Source organism: Streptomyces sp. NPDC020958, from assembly GCF_055562175.1.
On the sequence record NZ_JBVHFU010000007.1, the window covers coordinates 255,326 to 274,068 of the forward strand.

The 18,743-nt window shown below is 72.1% G+C and carries 15 protein-coding genes; 10 read left to right on the forward strand and 5 right to left on the reverse strand.

Going from position 1 to position 18,743, the window contains the following annotated elements; all coding sequences use genetic code 11:
* Window positions 1–54: 54 nt before the first annotated feature.
* Window positions 55–204 carry a hypothetical protein gene (locus ACZ3KP_RS22650; protein ID WP_467501464.1) on the reverse strand — a complete coding sequence of 50 codons (150 nt, stop codon included), beginning with the start codon at window positions 202–204 and terminating at the stop codon, window positions 55–57.
* Between the two features lie 103 nt (window positions 205–307).
* Window positions 308–871 (reverse strand): TetR/AcrR family transcriptional regulator, encoded by a 564-nt coding sequence (locus tag ACZ3KP_RS22655; protein ID WP_467501465.1) that lies wholly within the window; start codon window positions 869–871, stop codon window positions 308–310.
* Window positions 872–956: 85 nt separating this feature from the next.
* Here ACZ3KP_RS22655 and ACZ3KP_RS22660 point away from each other — a divergent pair, with 85 nt between their 5' ends.
* Window positions 957–1,871 (forward strand): SDR family oxidoreductase, encoded by a 915-nt coding sequence (locus tag ACZ3KP_RS22660; RefSeq protein ID WP_467501466.1) that lies wholly within the window; start codon window positions 957–959, stop codon window positions 1,869–1,871.
* Between the two features lie 205 nt (window positions 1,872–2,076).
* Here the strand turns inward: ACZ3KP_RS22660 and ACZ3KP_RS22665 are convergent, their stop codons facing one another.
* Entirely contained in the window at window positions 2,077–3,333 is a 1,257-nt protein-coding gene (locus ACZ3KP_RS22665; protein WP_467501467.1) for an MFS transporter, read from the reverse strand.
* 406 nt (window positions 3,334–3,739) lie between these two features.
* On the opposite strand from ACZ3KP_RS22665, the gene ACZ3KP_RS22670 reads away from it, so the two are divergent.
* The 5 genes from ACZ3KP_RS22670 to ACZ3KP_RS22690 all read left to right on the forward strand — a co-directional run bounded on the left by ACZ3KP_RS22670 (window position 3,740) and on the right by ACZ3KP_RS22690 (window position 9,269).
* Window positions 3,740–5,098: an RICIN domain-containing protein gene (locus ACZ3KP_RS22670; RefSeq protein WP_467501538.1), complete on the forward strand. Its 1,359-nt coding sequence runs from the start codon at window positions 3,740–3,742 to the stop codon at window positions 5,096–5,098.
* Between the two features lie 86 nt (window positions 5,099–5,184).
* On the forward strand, window positions 5,185–6,612 hold the full coding sequence (locus ACZ3KP_RS22675) for an alkaline phosphatase family protein (protein WP_467501468.1): 1,428 nt from the start codon (window positions 5,185–5,187) through the stop codon (window positions 6,610–6,612).
* Window positions 6,613–6,680: 68 nt separating this feature from the next.
* Window positions 6,681–7,598 (forward strand): NADP-dependent oxidoreductase, encoded by a 918-nt coding sequence (locus ACZ3KP_RS22680; protein ID WP_467501469.1) that lies wholly within the window; start codon window positions 6,681–6,683, stop codon window positions 7,596–7,598.
* A gap of 151 nt (window positions 7,599–7,749) precedes the next feature.
* Window positions 7,750–8,607, forward strand: a complete 858-nt coding sequence (locus ACZ3KP_RS22685; protein ID WP_467501470.1) for a DMT family transporter — start codon at window positions 7,750–7,752, stop codon at window positions 8,605–8,607.
* A 224-nt stretch (window positions 8,608–8,831) separates the two neighbouring features.
* Window positions 8,832–9,269 (forward strand): universal stress protein, encoded by a 438-nt coding sequence (locus ACZ3KP_RS22690; protein WP_467501471.1) that lies wholly within the window; start codon window positions 8,832–8,834, stop codon window positions 9,267–9,269.
* A gap of 62 nt (window positions 9,270–9,331) precedes the next feature.
* On the opposite strand, the gene ACZ3KP_RS22695 is transcribed toward ACZ3KP_RS22690, so the two are convergent.
* A complete protein-coding gene (locus ACZ3KP_RS22695; protein ID WP_467501472.1) occupies window positions 9,332–9,838 on the reverse strand; it encodes a MarR family winged helix-turn-helix transcriptional regulator in 507 nt (168 codons plus the stop codon).
* A gap of 108 nt (window positions 9,839–9,946) precedes the next feature.
* Window positions 9,947–12,349: an ATP-binding cassette domain-containing protein gene (locus ACZ3KP_RS22700; protein ID WP_467501473.1), complete on the reverse strand. Its 2,403-nt coding sequence runs from the start codon at window positions 12,347–12,349 to the stop codon at window positions 9,947–9,949.
* A 525-nt stretch (window positions 12,350–12,874) separates the two neighbouring features.
* Between ACZ3KP_RS22700 and ACZ3KP_RS22705 the strand changes: the two genes are divergently transcribed.
* The 4 genes from ACZ3KP_RS22705 (at window position 12,875) to ACZ3KP_RS22720 (ending at window position 18,547) form a co-directional block, all read left to right on the forward strand.
* Window positions 12,875–13,867 carry a phospholipase D-like domain-containing protein gene (locus ACZ3KP_RS22705; protein WP_467501474.1) on the forward strand — a complete coding sequence of 331 codons (993 nt, stop codon included), beginning with the start codon at window positions 12,875–12,877 and terminating at the stop codon, window positions 13,865–13,867.
* Between the two features lie 244 nt (window positions 13,868–14,111).
* The gene (locus tag ACZ3KP_RS22710) at window positions 14,112–15,551 is read left to right on the forward strand and encodes an alpha/beta hydrolase family protein (RefSeq protein ID WP_467501475.1); all 1,440 of its coding nucleotides are present in this window, start codon (window positions 14,112–14,114) and stop codon (window positions 15,549–15,551) included.
* Between the two features lie 10 nt (window positions 15,552–15,561).
* Window positions 15,562–16,398 carry a PaaX family transcriptional regulator gene (locus tag ACZ3KP_RS22715; RefSeq protein ID WP_358981561.1) on the forward strand — a complete coding sequence of 279 codons (837 nt, stop codon included), beginning with the start codon at window positions 15,562–15,564 and terminating at the stop codon, window positions 16,396–16,398.
* 115 nt (window positions 16,399–16,513) lie between these two features.
* A complete protein-coding gene (locus ACZ3KP_RS22720) occupies window positions 16,514–18,547 on the forward strand; it encodes an NAD(+) synthase (RefSeq protein WP_467501476.1) in 2,034 nt (677 codons plus the stop codon).
* The last annotated feature ends 196 nt before the right edge of the window (window positions 18,548–18,743 follow it).

Consider the following 18,743-nt stretch of genomic DNA (forward strand, 5'->3'; position numbering starts at 1 on the left):
GGTGCGACACGCCGTCCGACCGGGACGTTCATCCTTTCGGGCAGCGTGTGGCGGTCATGGCCCGGCGGTGTCGGTGGACAGGCGTGGTCCGGCGGCGACGATCGCGTGGACGGTCTCGGTGACCAGTCGGCGGTCCAGCGGTTCGTCCGAGAAGGCGCGGTGCATCGGCCAGCCCTCGATGAGTACGTCGAGGGCGCGGGACACCCCGGGCGTGAAGTGCAGGGCGAGGCTGTCCCGGCTGGGAGCCCGGGGTGCGCCGGTGCCGAGACCACCTCCGCGCGCTTCGGCGTCAGCGGGCCGGTGGCCGTCAGCCCTGTGCGGTCACCCTGCCGAGCTCGTCCAGCAGGTCGTGCATCAGTGAGGCCATGTCGGTCTCCTCGGCGGCCGTGATCCATTGCTCGAAGCCGACCTTGAAGACGGCGACGCAGGTCTCCGCGGCCAGGGCCGCGGTCGGCTCCGGCACGCCCCGGTCCCTCAGGGCGTCGGCGAGAGCGGCCGCCAGCGAGGCGAGCTTGATCAGCTCGCGCTCCCGGAGCTCCGGGTGGGCGGCGACCACGGCCTGCCGGCGCAGCGCCAACTGATGGCGCCCCCTGAACATGTCCGAGGCCGCGTCGAGCCCGGCGCCGAGCACGTCGAGCAGCGGCGCGGACGCCGGGGCCTGTGCGACGGCGGCCACGAACAGCTCCTGGAGCGGGGAGCCGGCGAAGAGCACCTCGCGCTTGTCGGCGTAGTGCCGGAAGAAGGTGCGTTCGGTCAGACCCGCCTGCCGGGCGATCTGCGCCACGGTCGTCTGCTCGTACCCCTGCTCGCTGTAGAGCTGCAACGCCGCTGCCGCCAGGCGCTCGCGCGCGTTCGGCTCCCATCTTCCCATGGCCGAATCCTACGCGATGACAGTGACTGACATCGAGTGCTACTGTCGATGTCAGTCACTGTCATCGAAAGTCAGGGGTTCTCCCATGCGTGTTTTCGTGACCGGCGCGTCCGGCTGGCTCGGCTCGGCCGTCGTGCCCGAACTGCTCGACGCGGGCCACCAGGTCGCCGGACTGGCCCGCTCGGACGCCTCCGCCGCCGCGCTCACCGCGGCGGGGGCCGACGTCGTCCGCGGCACCGTCGACGACCTGGAGGTGCTGCGCGAGGCCGCCGCTACGTCGGACGGTGTGATCCACCTCGCCTTCAAGCACGACATCGCTTTCAGCGGTGACTTCCGCGGGGCCGCGGACGCGGACCGCCGGGCCGTGGACGCGTTCGGCGAGGTACTGGCCGGCTCCGACCGGCCCTTCGTGCTCGCCGCCGGCCTGCTCGGCATCGCTCCCGGCCGGACGGTCACCGAACAGGACATGCCCGCGGTCGACGACTCGGCGTTCTCGGTGCGGCACGCCACCGCCCTGGCGACCCTGGAACTGGCCTCGCACGGCGTGCGTTCCTCGGTGGTGCGGCTCGCCCCCACCTGCCACGGCGAGGGCGACCAGGGGTTCATGGCGTCGCTGATCGGCATCGCCCGGCAGCGCGGTGTCTCCGGATACGTCGGCGACGGCGCCAACCGGTGGCCCGCCGCGCACCGGCTCGACATCGGGCGGTTGTTCCGGCTGGCCGTGGAGAAGGCGCCGGCGGGTTCGGTGCTGCACGGAACGGGCGAGGAGGGCGTCGCGATCCGTGACGTCGCCGAGGTGATCGGCCGCCATCTCGGTGTACCGGTCACCTCCGTGGCGCCCGCCGACGCGGCCGACCACTTCACCTGGCTCGGCGGCTTCATCGGCCTGGACAGCCCGGCCTCCAGCGCGGCCACTCAGGCACTGCTGGACTGGCGTCCGTCGCACCCGGGGCTGCTGGAGGACCTGGACAAGGGCCACTACTTCGCCCCGGCCGCCTGATCCGAGGCGCGGGGCCCTCAGCAGACCGCGCGGCGGCCGTCGCGCGGTCTGCTGAGGCCCGAAGGCCGCCCACGCACCTGGGGCCGGTAGGCCGCCCGCGCGTCCGAGGCCCGCAGGCCGCCCGCGCCCCGGGGGCGACTCGGGGCGCCCGTGCCCGGCGGGGTGGGCGGGGCGCCGGAGGCGGCGCGGTCGTCCCGGGCCGGGGTCAGCCGCGGTTCCGGTCGGTCGCCTCCGCGGAAGCCGCGGGAGCCACGGGAGCCTTAGCGGTCGCGGTGCCGGTGTCCGGGGCGCCCTGGGAGGTGACCACCTTCGAGGGGCGGCCGCCCCGGTCCAGGATGCCGCCGGTGACGGCCAGGGCGAGGCCGGCCAGGGCGAGCGCGGCGCCGACCAGGTTGGGCGCGGCCCAGCCCCAGCCCGCCGAGATGACCAGGCCGCCCAGCCAGGCGCCGGCCGCGTTGGCCATGTTGAACGCGGAGTGGTTGGAGGCCGCCGCCATCGTCGGGGCGTCCTTCGCGTTGATCATCAGCAGCATCTGGACGGGCGTGGTGATGAGCGCGCCCATCGCGCCGATGAGGGTGACCGTCACCAGGGCGGGGACCGTGCTGTGGACGGTGAAGTAGAAGGTCACGAGCGCGGCCGCCAGCAGCACGATCCCGGCGTAGAGGGTCGGGCGCAGGGCGCGGTCGGTGAGGGGACCGGCCACCAGGGTGCCGACGGTCATGCCGACGCCGTAGAGGGCGAGGACCAGGGTGGTGGAGGAGTCGGAGATGCCGGTCAGATGGGTCAGCATGGGGACGAGGTAGCTGTAGACGGCGAAGAAGCCGCCGAACCCCACGACGGCGGTCGCCAGTCCGATGAAGACCTGCCGGTTGCCCATCGCCCGCAGTTCCTGGCGGATGCCCGCCTGCGGTCCGCGCGGCTGGTGCGGCACGAGGAGGGCGAGCGCAGCCAGCGCCACCAGGCCGATGACGGCGACGGCGCAGTAGGCGTAGCGCCAGCCCAGGTGCTGGCCGAGAGCCGTGCCGGCGGGGACACCTACGATGTTCGCGATGGTGAGGCCCAGGAAGACCCGGGAGACGGCGCGTGCGGCGCGGTCGGGGGCGACCAGCCTGGAGGCGACGACCGCGCCCACGCCGAAGAGTGCGCCGTGCGGCAGGCCGGCCAGGAAACGGGCGGCGAAGAGCAGGCCGAAGTTCGGGGCGAGCGCGGACGCCGTGTTGCCGACCACGAACAGCCCGGTCAGCAGGAGCAGCAGCCGCTTGTGGGGCACGCGCGCGCCGATGCCGGTCAGTACGGGGGCGCCGACGACGACGCCGAGAGCGTAGGCCGACACGAGGTTGCCGGCGTGCGGCACGGACACTCCGACGCCGTCCGCTATCTGGGGCAACAGTCCCATGGTGGCGAACTCGGTGGTGCCGATGCCGAACGTGACGACGGCGAGGGCCAGCAGAGCCAAAGGCATGGTGAGCGGGAAGACCTTTCGAAGACGGTGGTCCGGGGACGGGCAGCGGGGACGGGGCTCCGCAGGCGCTTCCGCCTCCGGGGCCGACCGTGCCGAGCGCCCTTGCCCAGCAGACCCCAAGAACGTTGCAGCGGGATGACGCGCGCGCACATTCCTGGATTGCCGCTCACAACGCGGTGACCTGCGTCACCCGGGTCCGGTCACTGGAGTCCCAGGACGACGGCACATCGCTCGGGCGGCAGGCATCCGCCACGCCGCCCAGATGGGTGACAGTTCGTCACATCATGCTTCGGGAAAGGGAATTCAGCCTGCATGACTGGCGCACCACACGTGTCACCGGGTATCTCATGCCTCTGACAGCGTGGGCACTTCGTGCCCTGCCAGAGTGAAGGGACTCCCCGTGCGTCTGCGCCCCCTGCGCGTCCTGTGCTGTTCCGTCGTCCTCGCCCTGTCGGCTCCCGTCCTGCTCCCGGGCACCGCGTCGGCGGCGGTGCCCACGTCCTCGGTCTACCTCCAGAACTACGCCACCGGCCTCGACGCGGCCGACAGTGGCGGCACCGTCGTGGCCCACAACCCCAAGGGCAACGAGGACCACCAGCAGTGGACACCGGTCGCGGTCGGCGGCGGCTACCAACTGCGGAACGCCGACGAGTCCGGCACCTGCCTCGGCCGCAGCGGCACCGCCGCGGTGACCGCCGCCTGCGGCGCCGACGGCACCACCTGGAGCGTCGCCGCCGCCACCGACGGCACCTACACCGTCACGGTCCCGGGCACCGCGCAGTACCTCACCGGTTCGTCGTCGGACACCGGCGCCGCCGTACAGCTCGGCACCGCGGGCGACCTCGCGCGCTGGTACCTGACCCCGGTCTCCTACGCCACCTCGGCGATGCCCTCCGCCGACACCCGCACCCTCGACCAGGTCACCTTCCTCACCGCGCACAACGCCTTCGCCAACGGCGCCGACGGGAACTTCGCCTCGTTCCCCGTCAACCTGTTCCCCAACCAGAACTACGGCATCAGCCGCCAGCTGAGCGACGGCGTGCGCGGCTTCATGCTCGACGACTACACCGTCTCCGGCCAGGCCGTCCTCTGCCACAACAGCTGCGACGGCGTCAGCAGCCCCGTGCCGCTCGCCACGGACCTCCAGCGCATCGTCGACTTCCTCAAGGCCCACCCCGGTCAGTTCGCCACGGTCTTCCTGGAGGACTACGCCTCCTCCGACGTACTGAAGTCGTCCCTGGCGTCCGTCAGCGGCCTCTACGACCTGCTGTACCGGCCGGACCAGGAGGGCGCGGCCACCAAGGGCTGGCCCACGATGGCCGATCTCGCCGCCCGCGGCAAGCAGCTCCTGATCTTCAGCGACCGCACCCGCGCGAGCGACACCGCGAACGGCTGGACCACCCGCGACACCTTCGGCGTCATGTACCAGCGCGAATGGACCGTGGAGAACTACTGGTCCATGGGCGGCGGACTCGGGGACTCCGACTGGTCCTGCTACAGCCGCTGGGGCACCGGCAGACCGCTCACCACCGACTCCTCCGCCTTCCACCCGCTGTTCGTCATGAACCACTTCCGGGACTACCCCATCGCCTCCACCGCCGCCACGGACAACGGCAAACTCCTCAACCGCGCCCAGAACTTCTGCACGCCCGCCGCCCGCAAGAAGCCCAACTACCTTGCCGTGGACCGCTACGACACCGGCTCCCCCACCCCGCTCTCCGCCGTGGGCACCCTCAACACCTACATACTCACGCCGGGCCAGTGAGTGAACGGCCGGTCCGCCCTCGCGGGCGGCCCGGCCGTCGTCCCGTACCCGTCCCCACCCCCGGCGAGCCCCAGAAAGGGTCGTCCATGGCTGAGTTGACCCGTCGCAGACTCCTGGGTTCCGCCGCGGGCGCGCTCGGTGGCGCCGCGGCCCTCACGCTGCTGCCGCCCAGCGTCCAGAGGGCCGTCGCCGCCGGGCCCCCGCGCGGCGGCTCTCCGTACGACATCGAACACGTCGTCATGCTGATGCAGGAGAACCGGTCCTTCGACCACTACTTCGGCACACTCCCCGGCGTCCGCGGCTTCGCCGACCTGCACGCGCTGAAGCTGGCCGACGGGCGGCCCGTCTTCTACCAGCCCGACGCCGCCAACCCCAGGGGCTACCTGCTGCCGTTCCACCTCGACACGCGCAGGTCCAGTGCCCAGGCCATCCCCTCCACCAGTCACGCCTGGTCCGTGCAGCACCAGGCCTGGAACAACGGCAGGATGGATCGCTGGCTGCCCGCCCACCGTGCGGCCGACGGTGCCGCCGCCCCCTATGTCATGGGCTACTACACCCGCGAGGACATCCCCTTCCAGTTCGCCCTCGCGGAGACCTTCACCGTCTGCGACCACTACTTCTGCTCCGTCCTGGGACCCACCTGGCCCAACCGGCTGATGTGGATGACCGGGAGCATCGATCCGGCCGGCACCCACGGCGGTCCGGTCATCGGCAACGTCGCCCCGACGCCGTACCGGTGGACCACCTACGCCGAGCGGCTGCAGGCCGCGGGGGTCACCTGGAAGGTCTACCAGCAGGAGGACGACTACAGCTGCAACGTGCTGGAGCAGTTCGCCGCGTTCCGGCAGGCGCGGCCGGGCAGCGACCTGTACGAGCGCGGGGTGCGCCCGCAGCCCGAGGGGACCTTCGAGGACGACGCCCGCAACGACCGCCTGCCGGACGTCAGTTGGATCATGCCCACCAGCCACCAGTCGGAGCACCCCGACTACCTGCCCGCCGCCGGCGCGGACTTCGTCGCCGCGAAGATCGAGGCCATCGCCGCCAACCCCGAGGTGTGGCGCAAGACCGTCTTCATCCTCACCTACGACGAGAACGACGGCCTGTTCGACCACGTGGCACCGCCCACCCCACCGGCCGGCACCCCGGACGAGTTCATCCAGGGCCTGCCGATCGGCGGCGGCTTCCGGGTCCCCGCCGTCATCGTCTCCCCCTGGACCGTCGGCGGCTGGGTCGCCTCCGAAGCCTTCGACCACACCTCCGCCCTGCGGTTCCTCGAACGCCTCACCGGCGTCGAGGAACCCAACGTCAGCCAGTGGCGCCGGCGCACGTTCGGCGACCTCCTGTCCGCCTTCCGCTTCCGCGACGCCCGCCCGCGGCCGCCGCGGCTGCCGCACGACACCGCCGAACAGCTGGCGAGGGCGAAGGAGGAGGTCGCCACCCTCCCCAGACCCGCCCTCCCGGGGGCCGACCAGATCTACCCCCGCCAGGAAAAGGGCCACCGCCCGCACCTCTGACCTGCCAGCATGTGCAGCATGACGTCAACACCGCACGGAACTCCCGTCCCCGGGACGGTGAGCACGCGATGAGAGCGGTCCGTTTCCACGGCTACGGCGGAATCGAGGTGCTGCGGGTCGAGGAGGTGGCGCGGCCCGCGCCGGGCCCCGGGCAGGTACTGGTCGAGGTCCGGGCCGCCGGGATCCAGCCCGGCGAGGTGATGATCCGCGAGGGGGCCCGGCACGGACGCTGGCCCGCGACGTTCCCCTCCGGACAGGGCAGCGACCTCGCCGGTGTCGTGGCCGAGACCGGCCCCGAGGTGCGCGGTTTCGCGGTGGGGGACGAGGTCCTCGGCTTCACCCACCGGCGGGCGAGCCATGCGGAATACGTCGTGGTCGACGACGTGAACCTGGTGTCCCGGCCGAAGGGACTCGACTGGGACGTGGCCGGCTCGCTGTACGTGGCCGGCACCACCGCCTACGCCACCGTGTTCGCGGTGGACCCCCAGCCGGGCGACACCGTCGTGGTGTCCGGTGCGGCGGGCGGGGTGGGGTCGCTCGCCGTGCAGCTCGCGCGGCGGCGTGGTGCCACCGTCATCGGGCTGGCGAGCGAACGCGACCACGCCTGGCTGACGGATCACGGCATCGTCCCGGTCGCCTACGGGGCGGGCGCGGCGGAGCGGGTCCGGCGGGCCGCCGACGGGCGCGTCGACGCGTTCATCGACACCTACGGCGACGGCTATGTGCGCATGGCCGTGGAACTCGGGGTGCGGCCGGACCGGATCAACACGATCCGCGACTGGTCCGCCGCGGGCGAGGTGGGCGCGCGGACCTACGGGGAAGGCTCGGCGGCGTGCGCGGTCGTCCTCGGCGAACTCGCCCGGCTCGCCGCACGCGGGGAACTGGACGTGCCGATCGCCGGCACCTACCCGCTGGAGCGCGTGCGGGACGCGTTCCGTGAACTGGAAGGGCGGCACGCCCAGGGCAAGATCGTGCTGCGGCCGTAGCGGGCGGCCGGAGGCGGCGCGGGTCGGCGCCCGCGGGCGGGCCGCCCGCGCCGCATTCCCCGGGCGCCGCCTGAACGGTGACGTGCGCGTTCACCCGGTGGCGGCGGGCGTCGGACCCCGGCGTGCCGGGTGCTCGGGCCATCCTGGAACCATGATGGTGCTCGCCGTGCTCTTCGCCGTCCTGGGTGCCGTCAGCAACGCGACGGGCACCGCCTTCCAGCGCAAGGCCGCCTCCACCCTGCCGGGCCGCACCGGACTGCGCCTGCTGCTCGCGCTGGCCCGGCGGCCCGCCTGGGCCGTCGGGATCGCCGGGGTCACGGGAGCCGCCGTCTTCCAGGCACTCGCCCTGGTCAACGGCCCGATGGCGCTGGTGCAGCCGCTGTTCATGCTGGAGCTGCCGTTCGCCCTGCTGATCGCCGTGCCGCTGCTGCACCGCCGGCCGAATCCGGCGGGCTGGTGGGCGATTGCGGGCGTGGTGGCCGGACTGGCCCTGCTGCTGGCCTCGGCCGCACCGCACGGGGGGCGGCAGCAGGCCCCGATGACCCGTTGGATCCCGGTGCTGGTCCTCACCCTGGGCGCCATCGCCGTCACCGTGCTGCTCGTGAGGTCGTCCTCGTCACCGCTGTTCCGCGCGGCGGCCCTGGCCACGGGCGCCGCGGTCGGCAACGCGCTGGCCGCCGCGTTCATGAAGTCGGCCACCGCCCGCCTTGCCGACGCGGGTCTGCCGGCCTTCCTCACCACCTGGCAGACGTACGCCTGCGCGCTCACCGGGATCGCGGCGCTGATGTTCCTGGAGAACGCGCTGCAGGCCGGTCCGCTGGTCGCCTCCCAGCCGGCGCTGACCATCGGCGACGCGGCGGTGAGCCTGACGCTGGGGGTCATCCTGTTCGGCGAGTCGGTCCGTACCGGCTGGTGGCTGCTGCCCGAGGCGATCGGGGCCGGCCTGATCCTGTGGGGCGTCGTCCGGCTCACCCGGGTCGTACCGCACCTCAAGGGCGTCATCCGGTGAGGCCGGCGCCGCGACCGTGACGCCGCGACGGGGGAACCGTCCGGTCCCCGGCCGTTCAGTGGCTGTTACACACACCCGCCGTGTGCCGGTCCCGGGGGCGGTGGCATGATCACCGGGTGAGGTGGAGGAACTCGTTCGGCGCCGGACGCGCCGACCCGACACGCCGTGATCCGGCGTCCCTGATCACCGAGTTGCCTTTCCACCCTCCCGGAAGGGGAACAGAAGTGTCCGTGTTTCAGCGCATCCTGGTCGCCGTCGATCCCAGCCCCGCCCGCGGCTCCGCCGTGCGACTGGCCGGTGAGCTGGCGCTGCTGACCAACGCCGAGGTCCGCGTCGTGCACGTCATCACCTCCGCCGTCTCCGTGTCCGCGGTCGTCGCCCTGGAGGACGACACCGAGGCGAAGGCCGTGCTGGAGGAGGCGCTGGCGGATCTGCGCGAGCGGGGGATCAAGGCCGAGGGAACCCTCCTGCGGGGGCTGACCACGCAGGTCGCGGAGGTCATCTCGGAGACGGCCGAGGAGTTCGGTGCCGATCTCATCGTGCTGAGCCCGCACCACCGCAACGCCGTCGAGGCGCTGTTCGACCCGCGGGTGAGCGACGCCGTCGCGCACCGCACCGCGACGGCGGTCCTGCTCGCCCCGTCGGGCGACGCCAAGGCCTGACCGGCACGACCGCACCCCCGGGCCTGCCGTGGACACCGCGTCCGCGGCAGGCCCGTCGGCGGCTACCGCCGCCGCCAGGGCAGCGCCTCCTGCTCGCCGCTGTCCGCGTCCATCCGCCGGAGGGCGGCGCTGATCGCCTCGCCGATCACGGCGAACTGGCTCACCTGCTCGGGAGTGAGGGCGTCGAAGACGACGCGGCGGACCGCCTCGACATGACCGGGAGCCGCACGCTCCAGGAGGGCCAGCCCGGCCGGAGTCAGGACGGCCAGCTGGTTGCGGCGGCTGGCCGGGTCCTCGCGGCGGTCGACATAGCCGGCCTCCTGGAGGCGGGTCACGGCGTGGGTGAGGCGGCTTCGGGTGATCTTCAGCCGCTCGGCCAGCTCGGACATGGTCAGGCTGTGCTCCTCGACCGAGGACAGGTGGACCAGCAGGGAGTAGTCGGCGTGGGTCATCCCCGCGTCGCGCCGCAGCTGGCGGTTCAGGTGGTCGGACAGGTGCGTGGAGAACTGGACGTAGGCCAGCCACGCCCGTCGTTCCTCGGGGTTCAGCCAGCGGGGCGTCGCATTCATGGACGTACCCTAACGAGGGGCGTTTGAACGTTCACACCTCGCCCCGTGCCGCCGTGCCCGGCGCACCGCACAGCGGGCGGCGAGGGACACCGCCCGCTCCGGCACCCGTCAGTCCGCTGCCGAGCCCCGGGCGCCCACGTACTCGGCGAGGTGCCGGCCGGTGAGGGTGGCGCGGGCGGAGACGAGGTCGGCGGGAGTGCCCTCGAAGACGATGCGGCCGCCGTCGTGGCCGGCTCCGGGGCCGAGGTCGATGATCCAGTCGGCGTGCGCCATGACCGCCTGGTGGTGCTCGACCACGATGACCGACTTGCCGGAGTCGACCAACCTGTCGAGCAGGCCCAGGAGTTGCTCGACGTCGGCGAGGTGCAGGCCCGCGGTGGGCTCGTCGAGGACGTAGACGCCGCCCTTGTCGGCCATGTGCGTGGCCAGCTTGAGGCGCTGGCGTTCACCGCCGGAGAGGGTGGTCAGGGGCTGGCCGATGGTGAGGTAGCCGAGGCCGACGTCGCGCAGCCGCTGGAGGATGCGGTGGGCGGCCGGGAGGTGTGCCTCGCCCGCGCCGAAGAACTCCTCGGCCTCGGTCACCGGCATCGCCAGCACCTCGCTGATGTCGCGCCCGCCGAGCCGGTACTCGAGGACGGACGCCTCGAACCGCTTTCCGTCGCACTCCTCGCAGGTGGTGGCGACACCGGCCATCATCGCCAGGTCGGTGTAGACGACGCCGGCGCCGTTGCAGGTGGGACAGGCACCCTCGGAGTTGGAGCTGAACAAGGCGGGCTTGACGCCGTTCTCCTTGGCGAAGGCCTTGCGGATCGGTTCGAGCAGTCCGGTGTACGTCGCCGGGTTGCTGCGCCGGGAGCCGCGGATGGCACCCTGGTCGACCGAGATGACACCGGCGCCGGCCGGGATCGACCCGTGCACCAGAGAGCTCTTGCCCGAGCCCGCCACACCGGTGACGACGGCCAGCACCCCGAGCGGGATGTCGACGTCGACGCCCTGGAGGTTGTGGGTGGCGGCGCCGCGGATCTCCAGGGCACCGGTGGGTTTGCGGACCGTCTCCTTCAGCGAGGCGCGGTCGCCGAAGTGGCGGCCGGTGAGGGTGCCGCCCTTGCGCAGGCCCTCGACGGTGCCCTCGAAACAGACGGTACCGCCGCCCGCTCCGGCGCCGGGGCCGAGGTCGACGACGTGGTCGGCGATCGCGATGACCTCCGGCTTGTGCTCCACGACGAGCACGGTGTTGCCCTTGTCGCGCAGCCGCAGCAGCAGGCCGTTCATGCGCTGGATGTCGTGCGGGTGCAGGCCGGTGGTGGGCTCGTCGAAGACGTAGGTGACGTCGGTGAGCGAGGAGCCGAGGTGGCGGATCATCCTGGTGCGCTGGGCCTCACCGCCCGACAGGGTGCCGGCCGGCCGGTCCAGGGAGAGGTAGCCGAGCCCGATCTCCACGAACGAGTCCAGGGTGTGCCCGAGCGTCTCCAGGAGGGGGGCCACCGACGGCTCGTCGAGGCCCCTGACCCAGGCGGCCAGGTCGCTGATCTGCATCGCGCAGGCGTCGGCGATGCTGATCCCGGCGATCTTCGAGGAGCGGGCGCCCTCGCTCAGCCGGGTGCCGTCGCACTCGGGACAGGTGGCGAAGGTGACCGCACGTTCCACGAACTCGCGGATGTGCGGCTGCATCGACTCCTTGTCCTTGGAGAGCATCGACTTCTGGATGCGCGGGATCAGCCCCTCGTAGGTCATGTTGATGCCCGCGATCTTCATGCGGGTCGGCTCGCGGTGCAGGAAGTCCTGGAGTTCCTTCTTGGTGAACTTGCTGATCGGCTTGTCCGGGTCGAAGAAGCCGGACTCGATGTAGAGGCGGGAGTTCCAGCCCCCGCCCTTGTAGCCGGGGACGGTGATCGCGCCCTCGTTGAGAGACAGGGTCTCGTCGAAGAGCTCGGTGAGGTCGAGGTCGGTGACGGCGCCGCGGCCCTCGCAGCGCGGGCACATGCCGCCGGTGATGCTGAAGCTGCGGCGCTCCTTCACCTTCTGCCCGCCGCGTTCGACAGTGACGGCGCCCGCGCCGCTGATCGAGGCGATGTTGAAGGAGAATGCCTTGGGCGAGCCGATGTGCGGTGTGCCGAGCCTGCTGAAGAGGATGCGCAGCAACGCGTTGGCGTCGGTGGCGGTGCCGACGGTGGAGCGCGGGTCGCCGCCCATCCGCTGCTGGTCGACGATGATCGCGGTGGTCAGACCGTCGAGGACGTCGACCTCGGGGCGGGCCAGGTTCGGCATGAAGCCCTGGACGAAGGCCGGATAGGTCTCGTTGATCAGCCGCTGGGACTCGGCGGCGATGGTGTCGAAGACCAGCGAGCTCTTGCCCGAGCCGGAGACGCCGGTGAAGACCGTCAGCCGGCGCTTCGGGATCTCGATGCTGACGTCCTTGAGGTTGTTCTCACGGGCACCGTGCACCCGGATCAGGCCGTGCGTGTCGGCCACGTGCGGCGTGGACGTCTGCGTCCCGGTCGTTCTGGCCATGCTCAAACCCGTCTCCATCCACTGCGCGGTGCCTCCGTCGATGCGGCCACGCTAGCCGGGGTGGAACCGTGGTGCTTCTCCATTCCTGACCGGATCCCGGGCGCGGTCGCGCCGCGCCTGCCTGGTCCCCTCGGCGCGTCCGGGCCGGACGCCCGGCGCACCCGCCCGGTCGCCCCGGCCGCCGGGCGGGGCCGGCGAGACGGTGCCACCGGCTGACGGGCCGCGCGGGCGGCGCCGCCCGCTTCCCGATCTTTCCGTCACCGCCGGGCGTGTGCGACCGGCCGCGCCCCTCGCCCGACCCCCGCCCGGCAAGGCCCCCGCGGCACCCGGCTACGAAGACTTTGCGTTCTCGCGGGGCGCCCATGAACCAGCCGCCACCTACTCGAAGTCCGCTTTGTCGGCTCGTCTCGCCCGTCGGTAACGGTGAGTTCACCCGGCTCCTCTTCCTCGGCGGTCTACGCGCGTGGTGTCATGCCCACGCTCGCCCACCCCCCACGTGAGCGTCAACTCGACTAGGAGTCACGCATGCTGTCGAAGCTTCTCGGTCGCGCCGGGGTCGCCCTGGCGACCGGCGCCGCCGTGGTCGCCACCGCGGTCCCCGCCGACGCCGCGAGCTACACCGCCTTCGCCTTCTCGCTCGGCACCAGCGAGCCCACGATCTACGACTTCATCACCTCGGCCACCACCTCCCTCGACATGACCATGTACGAGCTGGAGGACACCACGGCCGTCAACGATCTCATCGCCCTGAAGAAGAAGGGCGTCACCGTGCGGGTGATCCTCGACAACGCCCACCGCAGCGCCAACGGTTCCGCCTACACCGCCCTCACCAACGCGGGCGTGGGTGTGGCGTGGTCGCCGTCCGCCTTCGTCTACACGCACCAGAAGACCATCACCGTGGACGGCACCAAGTCGCTGGTCCTCACCGGCAACCTGACCTCGCAGTACTACTCGACCGGCCGCGACTACGGTGTCTTCACCGACGACACCCGGGACGTCGCCGCGATCGAGAAGGTCTTCAACGCCGACTACGCCGGCACCTCGATCACCCCCACCGACGGCGACCACCTGCTCTGGTCCCCCACCGACTCGCGCAGCCGCCTGCTGACCGTGATCAACGCCGCCACCAAGACGCTCGACGTCGAGGAGCTGGAGTTCAGCGACAGCACGGTGGTCAACGCCATCGTCGCCAGGGCGCAGGCGGGGGTGAAGGTGCGGGTGGTCCTGGAGACCCCGTCCGACTACGCCGGCGAGGTCTCCGAAATCAAGGCGGCCGGGGGCACCGTCGTCGGCTACTCCGACCCGAACGGGTTCTACATCCACGCGAAGGCCATGGTCGCCGACTACGGCCTGTCCACCCAGGAGGTGGAGGCCGGTTCCATGAACGTCAGCAGCAACTCCCTCTCCAGCAACCGTGAGTTGGGCATCATTCTCACGGGCACGGGGGTGGCGCAGTCGGTGGCCTCGACCATCGAGACCGCGTTCAACGGCGACTACGCGGGCGGCACCGCCGCATAGCGGAGCGGTTCACCTCCCCGCCCCGGTGCGCGCCGAGGCGCCACCGGAGCGGGGCTCCCGCGCGTCACCGGTCGGCCCGGTGACGTGAACGGACTAGTGGACGCCGCATGACCCGCCGCGCAGGTGTCCGGCAACGGCCGCCCACCCGACACGCCCGACGTTGTGCACATTCTTGACGACGGTCACATGCAAACCTAACTTCGCGGTGTCGGCCCTCCACCCTGGCGCAAGGAGCCCGAGCCCCGTGCCGTACCGCTTCCGCAGTCGTCCGCTCCTCGCCCTCGCGGCCCTGCTGCTCGCCGCCGCACCGGCACCGGCACCGGCCGCCCGGGCCGCCGAAGCGGCCCACGTCGAAGGCGCGTTGCCGTCCGGCGCACTCTACGTCCTCGACGTGCCGGGCCGTTGGAACGGCACCGTGCTGCTGTACAGCCACGGCTACACCCCGGCCGGGGAGGCCAACCCGGCGCGCGACGCACCGGACGACGCGACCCGGTCGCTGCTGTTGAAGGAGGGGTACGCGCTCGTCGGCTCGTCGTACGCCAGCACCGGCTGGGCGGTCACGGACGCGGTGCCCGACCAGCTCGCCACGCTCGACGTCTTCACCGGCCGCTTCGGCACGGCGCGGCGCACCATCGCCTGGGGCACGTCGTACGGCGGCCTCGTCACCACCACCATCGCCGAGCGGCACCCGAAACGCATCGCCGGCTCGCTGTCGATGTGCGGTCTGGTGCAGGGCGGGATCGCCACCTGGAACAGCATGCTGGACGCCGTCTTCGCCCTGCGCACCCTGCTCGGCGGCACCACCGGCTCGGGCATCCGGCTGACCGGGCTGCGGGACGCCGGCGAGGCGGCCGCCCAGGCCGGGGACATGACCGCGCTGGTCGCACAGGCACAGGGCACCGCGACCGGCCGGGCCCGGATCGCGCTGGCCGCGGCCCTGTACGACGTCCCCGGCTGGAACGACCCCGAGACGCCCCGGCCGGCGCCGGACGACTGGGGCGCCCAGCAGGCAGGCCAGTACTGGGCCGCTCTCGGTCTTGTCGAACTCCCGGCCTTCCGCTGGCGCCAGGAGGCGGAGAGCCGGGCGGGCGGCAACATGTCCTGGAACACCGGCGTCGACTACGCGGCCCTGCTGCACAACTCGCCCTACGAGAAGGAGGTTTCGGCGCTCTACCGCGCGGCCGGCCGGTCCCTGCGGTCCGACCTCGCCGCCCTGGCCGCAGCGCCGCGCATCTCCGCCGATCCCAAGGCCGTCCACTGGATGAGCGGCACCAGCGTGTTCACCGGCCGGCTCAGCAGGCCGCAGCTGAACGTCCACACCACCGGCGACCCGCTGATCCCGGTCCAGGCGGAGAGCGCCTACCGGCGTGCCGTCGCGGTCGCGGGCCGGACCGCCCTGCTCAGGCAGCGCTACGTGGACAACGCCGGGCACTGCACGTTCAGCCCCGGCGAACAGGTGGCCGCGCTGCACGCCCTGGAGGACCGCATCACCTCCGGCCACTGGAAGGGCAGCGAGCCCGCGTCGCTCAACGCCCGCACCCGTGCCGCCGACCCCTCCTCGGCGGCACGCTACACAGCGTACGAGCCGAGCGCCTTCCCCCGTCCCTACGACCTGGCCGGCCCCCGCGCCCCGTACCGGAAGCAAGGCCGTACGGCCCGTCGTACGTCCGGCCGATGGCCGTAATCTTGCGCACGTGAACGCCGAGACCGCGCCAGAACCCCTGGACTCACCGCAGCCCCGCCCGCAGTCGCTCCTGCTCGCCTTCTTCGGCAACCACGTACTGGAGCAGGGTCCGCTGGGCGTCTACTCGGGCAGCATCATCACGGTCCTCGGCCGGGCGGGCGTCGGCGAGCAGGCCGTACGCTCCACGCTCACCCGCATGGTCAACCGCGACCTGCTGCGACGGCAACGACAGGGCCGCAAAATGTACTTCGGCCTGACGCCTCTCGCCGCGCAGATCCTGCACGACGGCCGACGGCGCATCTGGGAGACGGGAGCCGTCAACGACGACTGGGACGGCTCCTGGACCCTGCTCGGCTTCTCGCTGCCCGAGTCCTGGCAGCGCCAGCGCCACGACCTGCGCTCACAACTCGGCTGGTCCGGCTTCGGACCGCTCTACAGCGGGCTGTGGATCGCGCCGGGCCGGGTCGACGTCTCCGCCGTGGTCGCGGAACTCGGGCTCTCCGCGCACGTGAAGATCTTCCACGCGCTGGCCGACGAGGCGACGGACATCGACGTGATGATCCGCGACACCTGGGACCTGGAGTCGATCGCGGCCCGCTACGAGGACTTCCGCGCCCGCTGGGAGGCCTGGCGGCCCGGCCCCGACGACGACGCGGTCGTCACCCGGCTGCGGCTGGTCAGCGAGTGGCTGGACGTCATCCGCACCGATCCGCGGCTGCCCGCCCGGCACCTGCCCGCCGACTGGCCGGCGCACGCGGCGGAGGCGACGTTCCACCGGGTGGCGGCCGACACCGAGGCCCCGGCCCGCCGGATGGCCGCCGACCTGCTGGACACCACGCCCCTGTGACCCTCCGGACCAGCACGGATCATGGAGCGATCTATGCTGCTGGGAGCGGGAAAGCCGCCGGAGCGGGTACCCGTGTCCGGCATCGTTCCCCGTCCGTCTCTCCCGAGGAAGCCCGTTGAACTTCTGGTCGATCTATGAGCACGGTTTCGCGCGCGTGGCAGCGTGCACGGGCCACACCGTCATCGCCGACCCGCGCGCCAACGCCGAGGCGGTCCTGCGTCAGGCTCGGCGCTGCGCCGAGGACGGGGTCGCGGTGGCGGTCTTCCCGGAGCTCGGCCTGACCGGTTACTCGATCGAGGACCTGCTGCTCCAGGACGCGGTACTCGACCAGGCCGAGGAGGCACTCGCGACGGTGGCCGCCGGCTGCGCCGAACTGCTGCCGGTCCTCGTCGTCGGCGCCCCGCTGCGCCACCGCAACCGGATCTACAACTGCGCGGTGGTGATGCACCGCGGCCGGATCCTCGGGGTCGCGCCCAAGTCGTACCCGCCGAACTACCGGGAGTTCTACGAGCGGCGGCAGATCGCGGCGGGTGACGACGAGCGGGGCGGCACGATCCGGATCGGCGGCGAGAGCGTGCCGTTCGGGGTGGACCTGCTCTTCGAGGCGTCCGACGTACCCGGTCTCGTGGTGCACGCCGAGGTCTGCGAGGACATGTGGGTGCCGGTGCCGCCGAGCGCGGAGGCGGCGCTGGCCGGCGCGAACGTCCTGGTCAACCTGTCTGGCAGCCCGATCACCGTCGGCCGGGCGGAGGACCGGAAGCTGCTGTGCCGCTCGGCGTCGCAGCGCTGCCTCGCCGCGTACGTCTACGCGGCGGCCGGTCTCGGCGAGTCGTCCACGGACCTGTCCTGGGACGGCCAGACCATGATCTACGAGAACGGTCAGCTGCTGGCGGAGACGGACCGGTTCCCCCGCGACGACCAGTACGCGGTGGCCGACGTCGACCTGGACCTGCTGCGCCAGGAGCGGGCCCGGATGGGCTCCTTCGACGACAACCGGCGCACCCACGCGGCCCGCACCGGCGACTTCCGGACCGTCTCCTTCCGGCTCGACCCGCCGACGGCCGATCTGGGCCTGCGCCGCCGGGTGGAACGCTTCCCGTTCGTGCCTGCCGATCCCGAACGGCTCGCCCTGGACTGCTACGAGGCGTACAACATCCAGGTCGCGGCGCTCCAGCAGCGGCTTGCGGCGATCGGCGGCCCGAAGATCGTCATCGGTGTCTCCGGCGGTCTCGACTCCACGCACGCGCTGATCGTGGCCGCCCGGGCCATGGACCGCGCCGGCCGCCCGCGCAGCGACATCCTGGCCTTCACCCTGCCCGGCTTCGCCACCGGCGAGCACACCAAGGGCAACGCGCACCGGCTGATGGAGTCGCTCGGCGTGACCGCGGCCGAGCTGGACATCACGCCGACCGCGCGGCTGATGCTCCAGGAGATGGGCCACCCGTTCGCGGCCGGTGAGCCGGTGTACGACGTCACCTTCGAGAACGTGCAGGCCGGGCTGCGTACCGACTACCTGTTCCGGCTGGCCAACCAGCGCGGCGGCATCGTCCTCGGCACCGGCGACCTCTCGGAGCTGGCGCTCGGCTGGTCGACGTACGGCGTCGGCGACCAGATGAGCCACTACAACGTCAACTCCGGTGTGCCGAAGACGCTGATCCAGCATCTGATCCGGTGGGTCATCAGCAGCGAGCAGTTCGACCCGGAGACCGGCCGGACGCTGGCCGCGATCCTCGACACGGAGATCAGCCCGGAGCTGGTGCCGGGTGAGGAACTGCAGTCCACCGAGTCGAAGATCGGCCCGTACGCGCTGCACGACTTCACCCTGTACCAGGTGCTGCGGCACGGTTTCCGGCCGTCGAAGATCGCGTTCCTGGCCTGGCACGCCTGGCACGACCGGGAGTCCGGTGCCTGGCCGCCCGGCTTCCGAGAGTCCGAGCGCAAGGCGTACGACCTGGCGGAGATCCGGCACTGGCTCGACTACTTCTGCCGTCGCTTCTTCGCCTTCGCCCAGTTCAAACGCTCGGCGATGCCCAACGGCCCGAAGGTGTCGGCGGGCGGCTCGCTGTCGCCGCGCGGCGACTGGCGCGCCCCTTCCGACAGTTCGGCGCGGGCCTGGCTGCACGACCTGGACCGCGTTCCGGAACGGTGACCCGGAGCCCGAGGCCCGGAGCCCGAAGGGGGAACGCGCGCGATTTGGCGTGCGTCCCCGGACCGGGGTAGGCTCGATCTTGAGCGAGGCACTCAAGTCCGAGTGAAGCGCTATGCGTTGGTGGTCCAAGGAAAGACGCCCCGCTTCCTGCGGGGAAATGCAGGTGCAAGGCCTGCCCGGCGCTCCGACCGAAGAG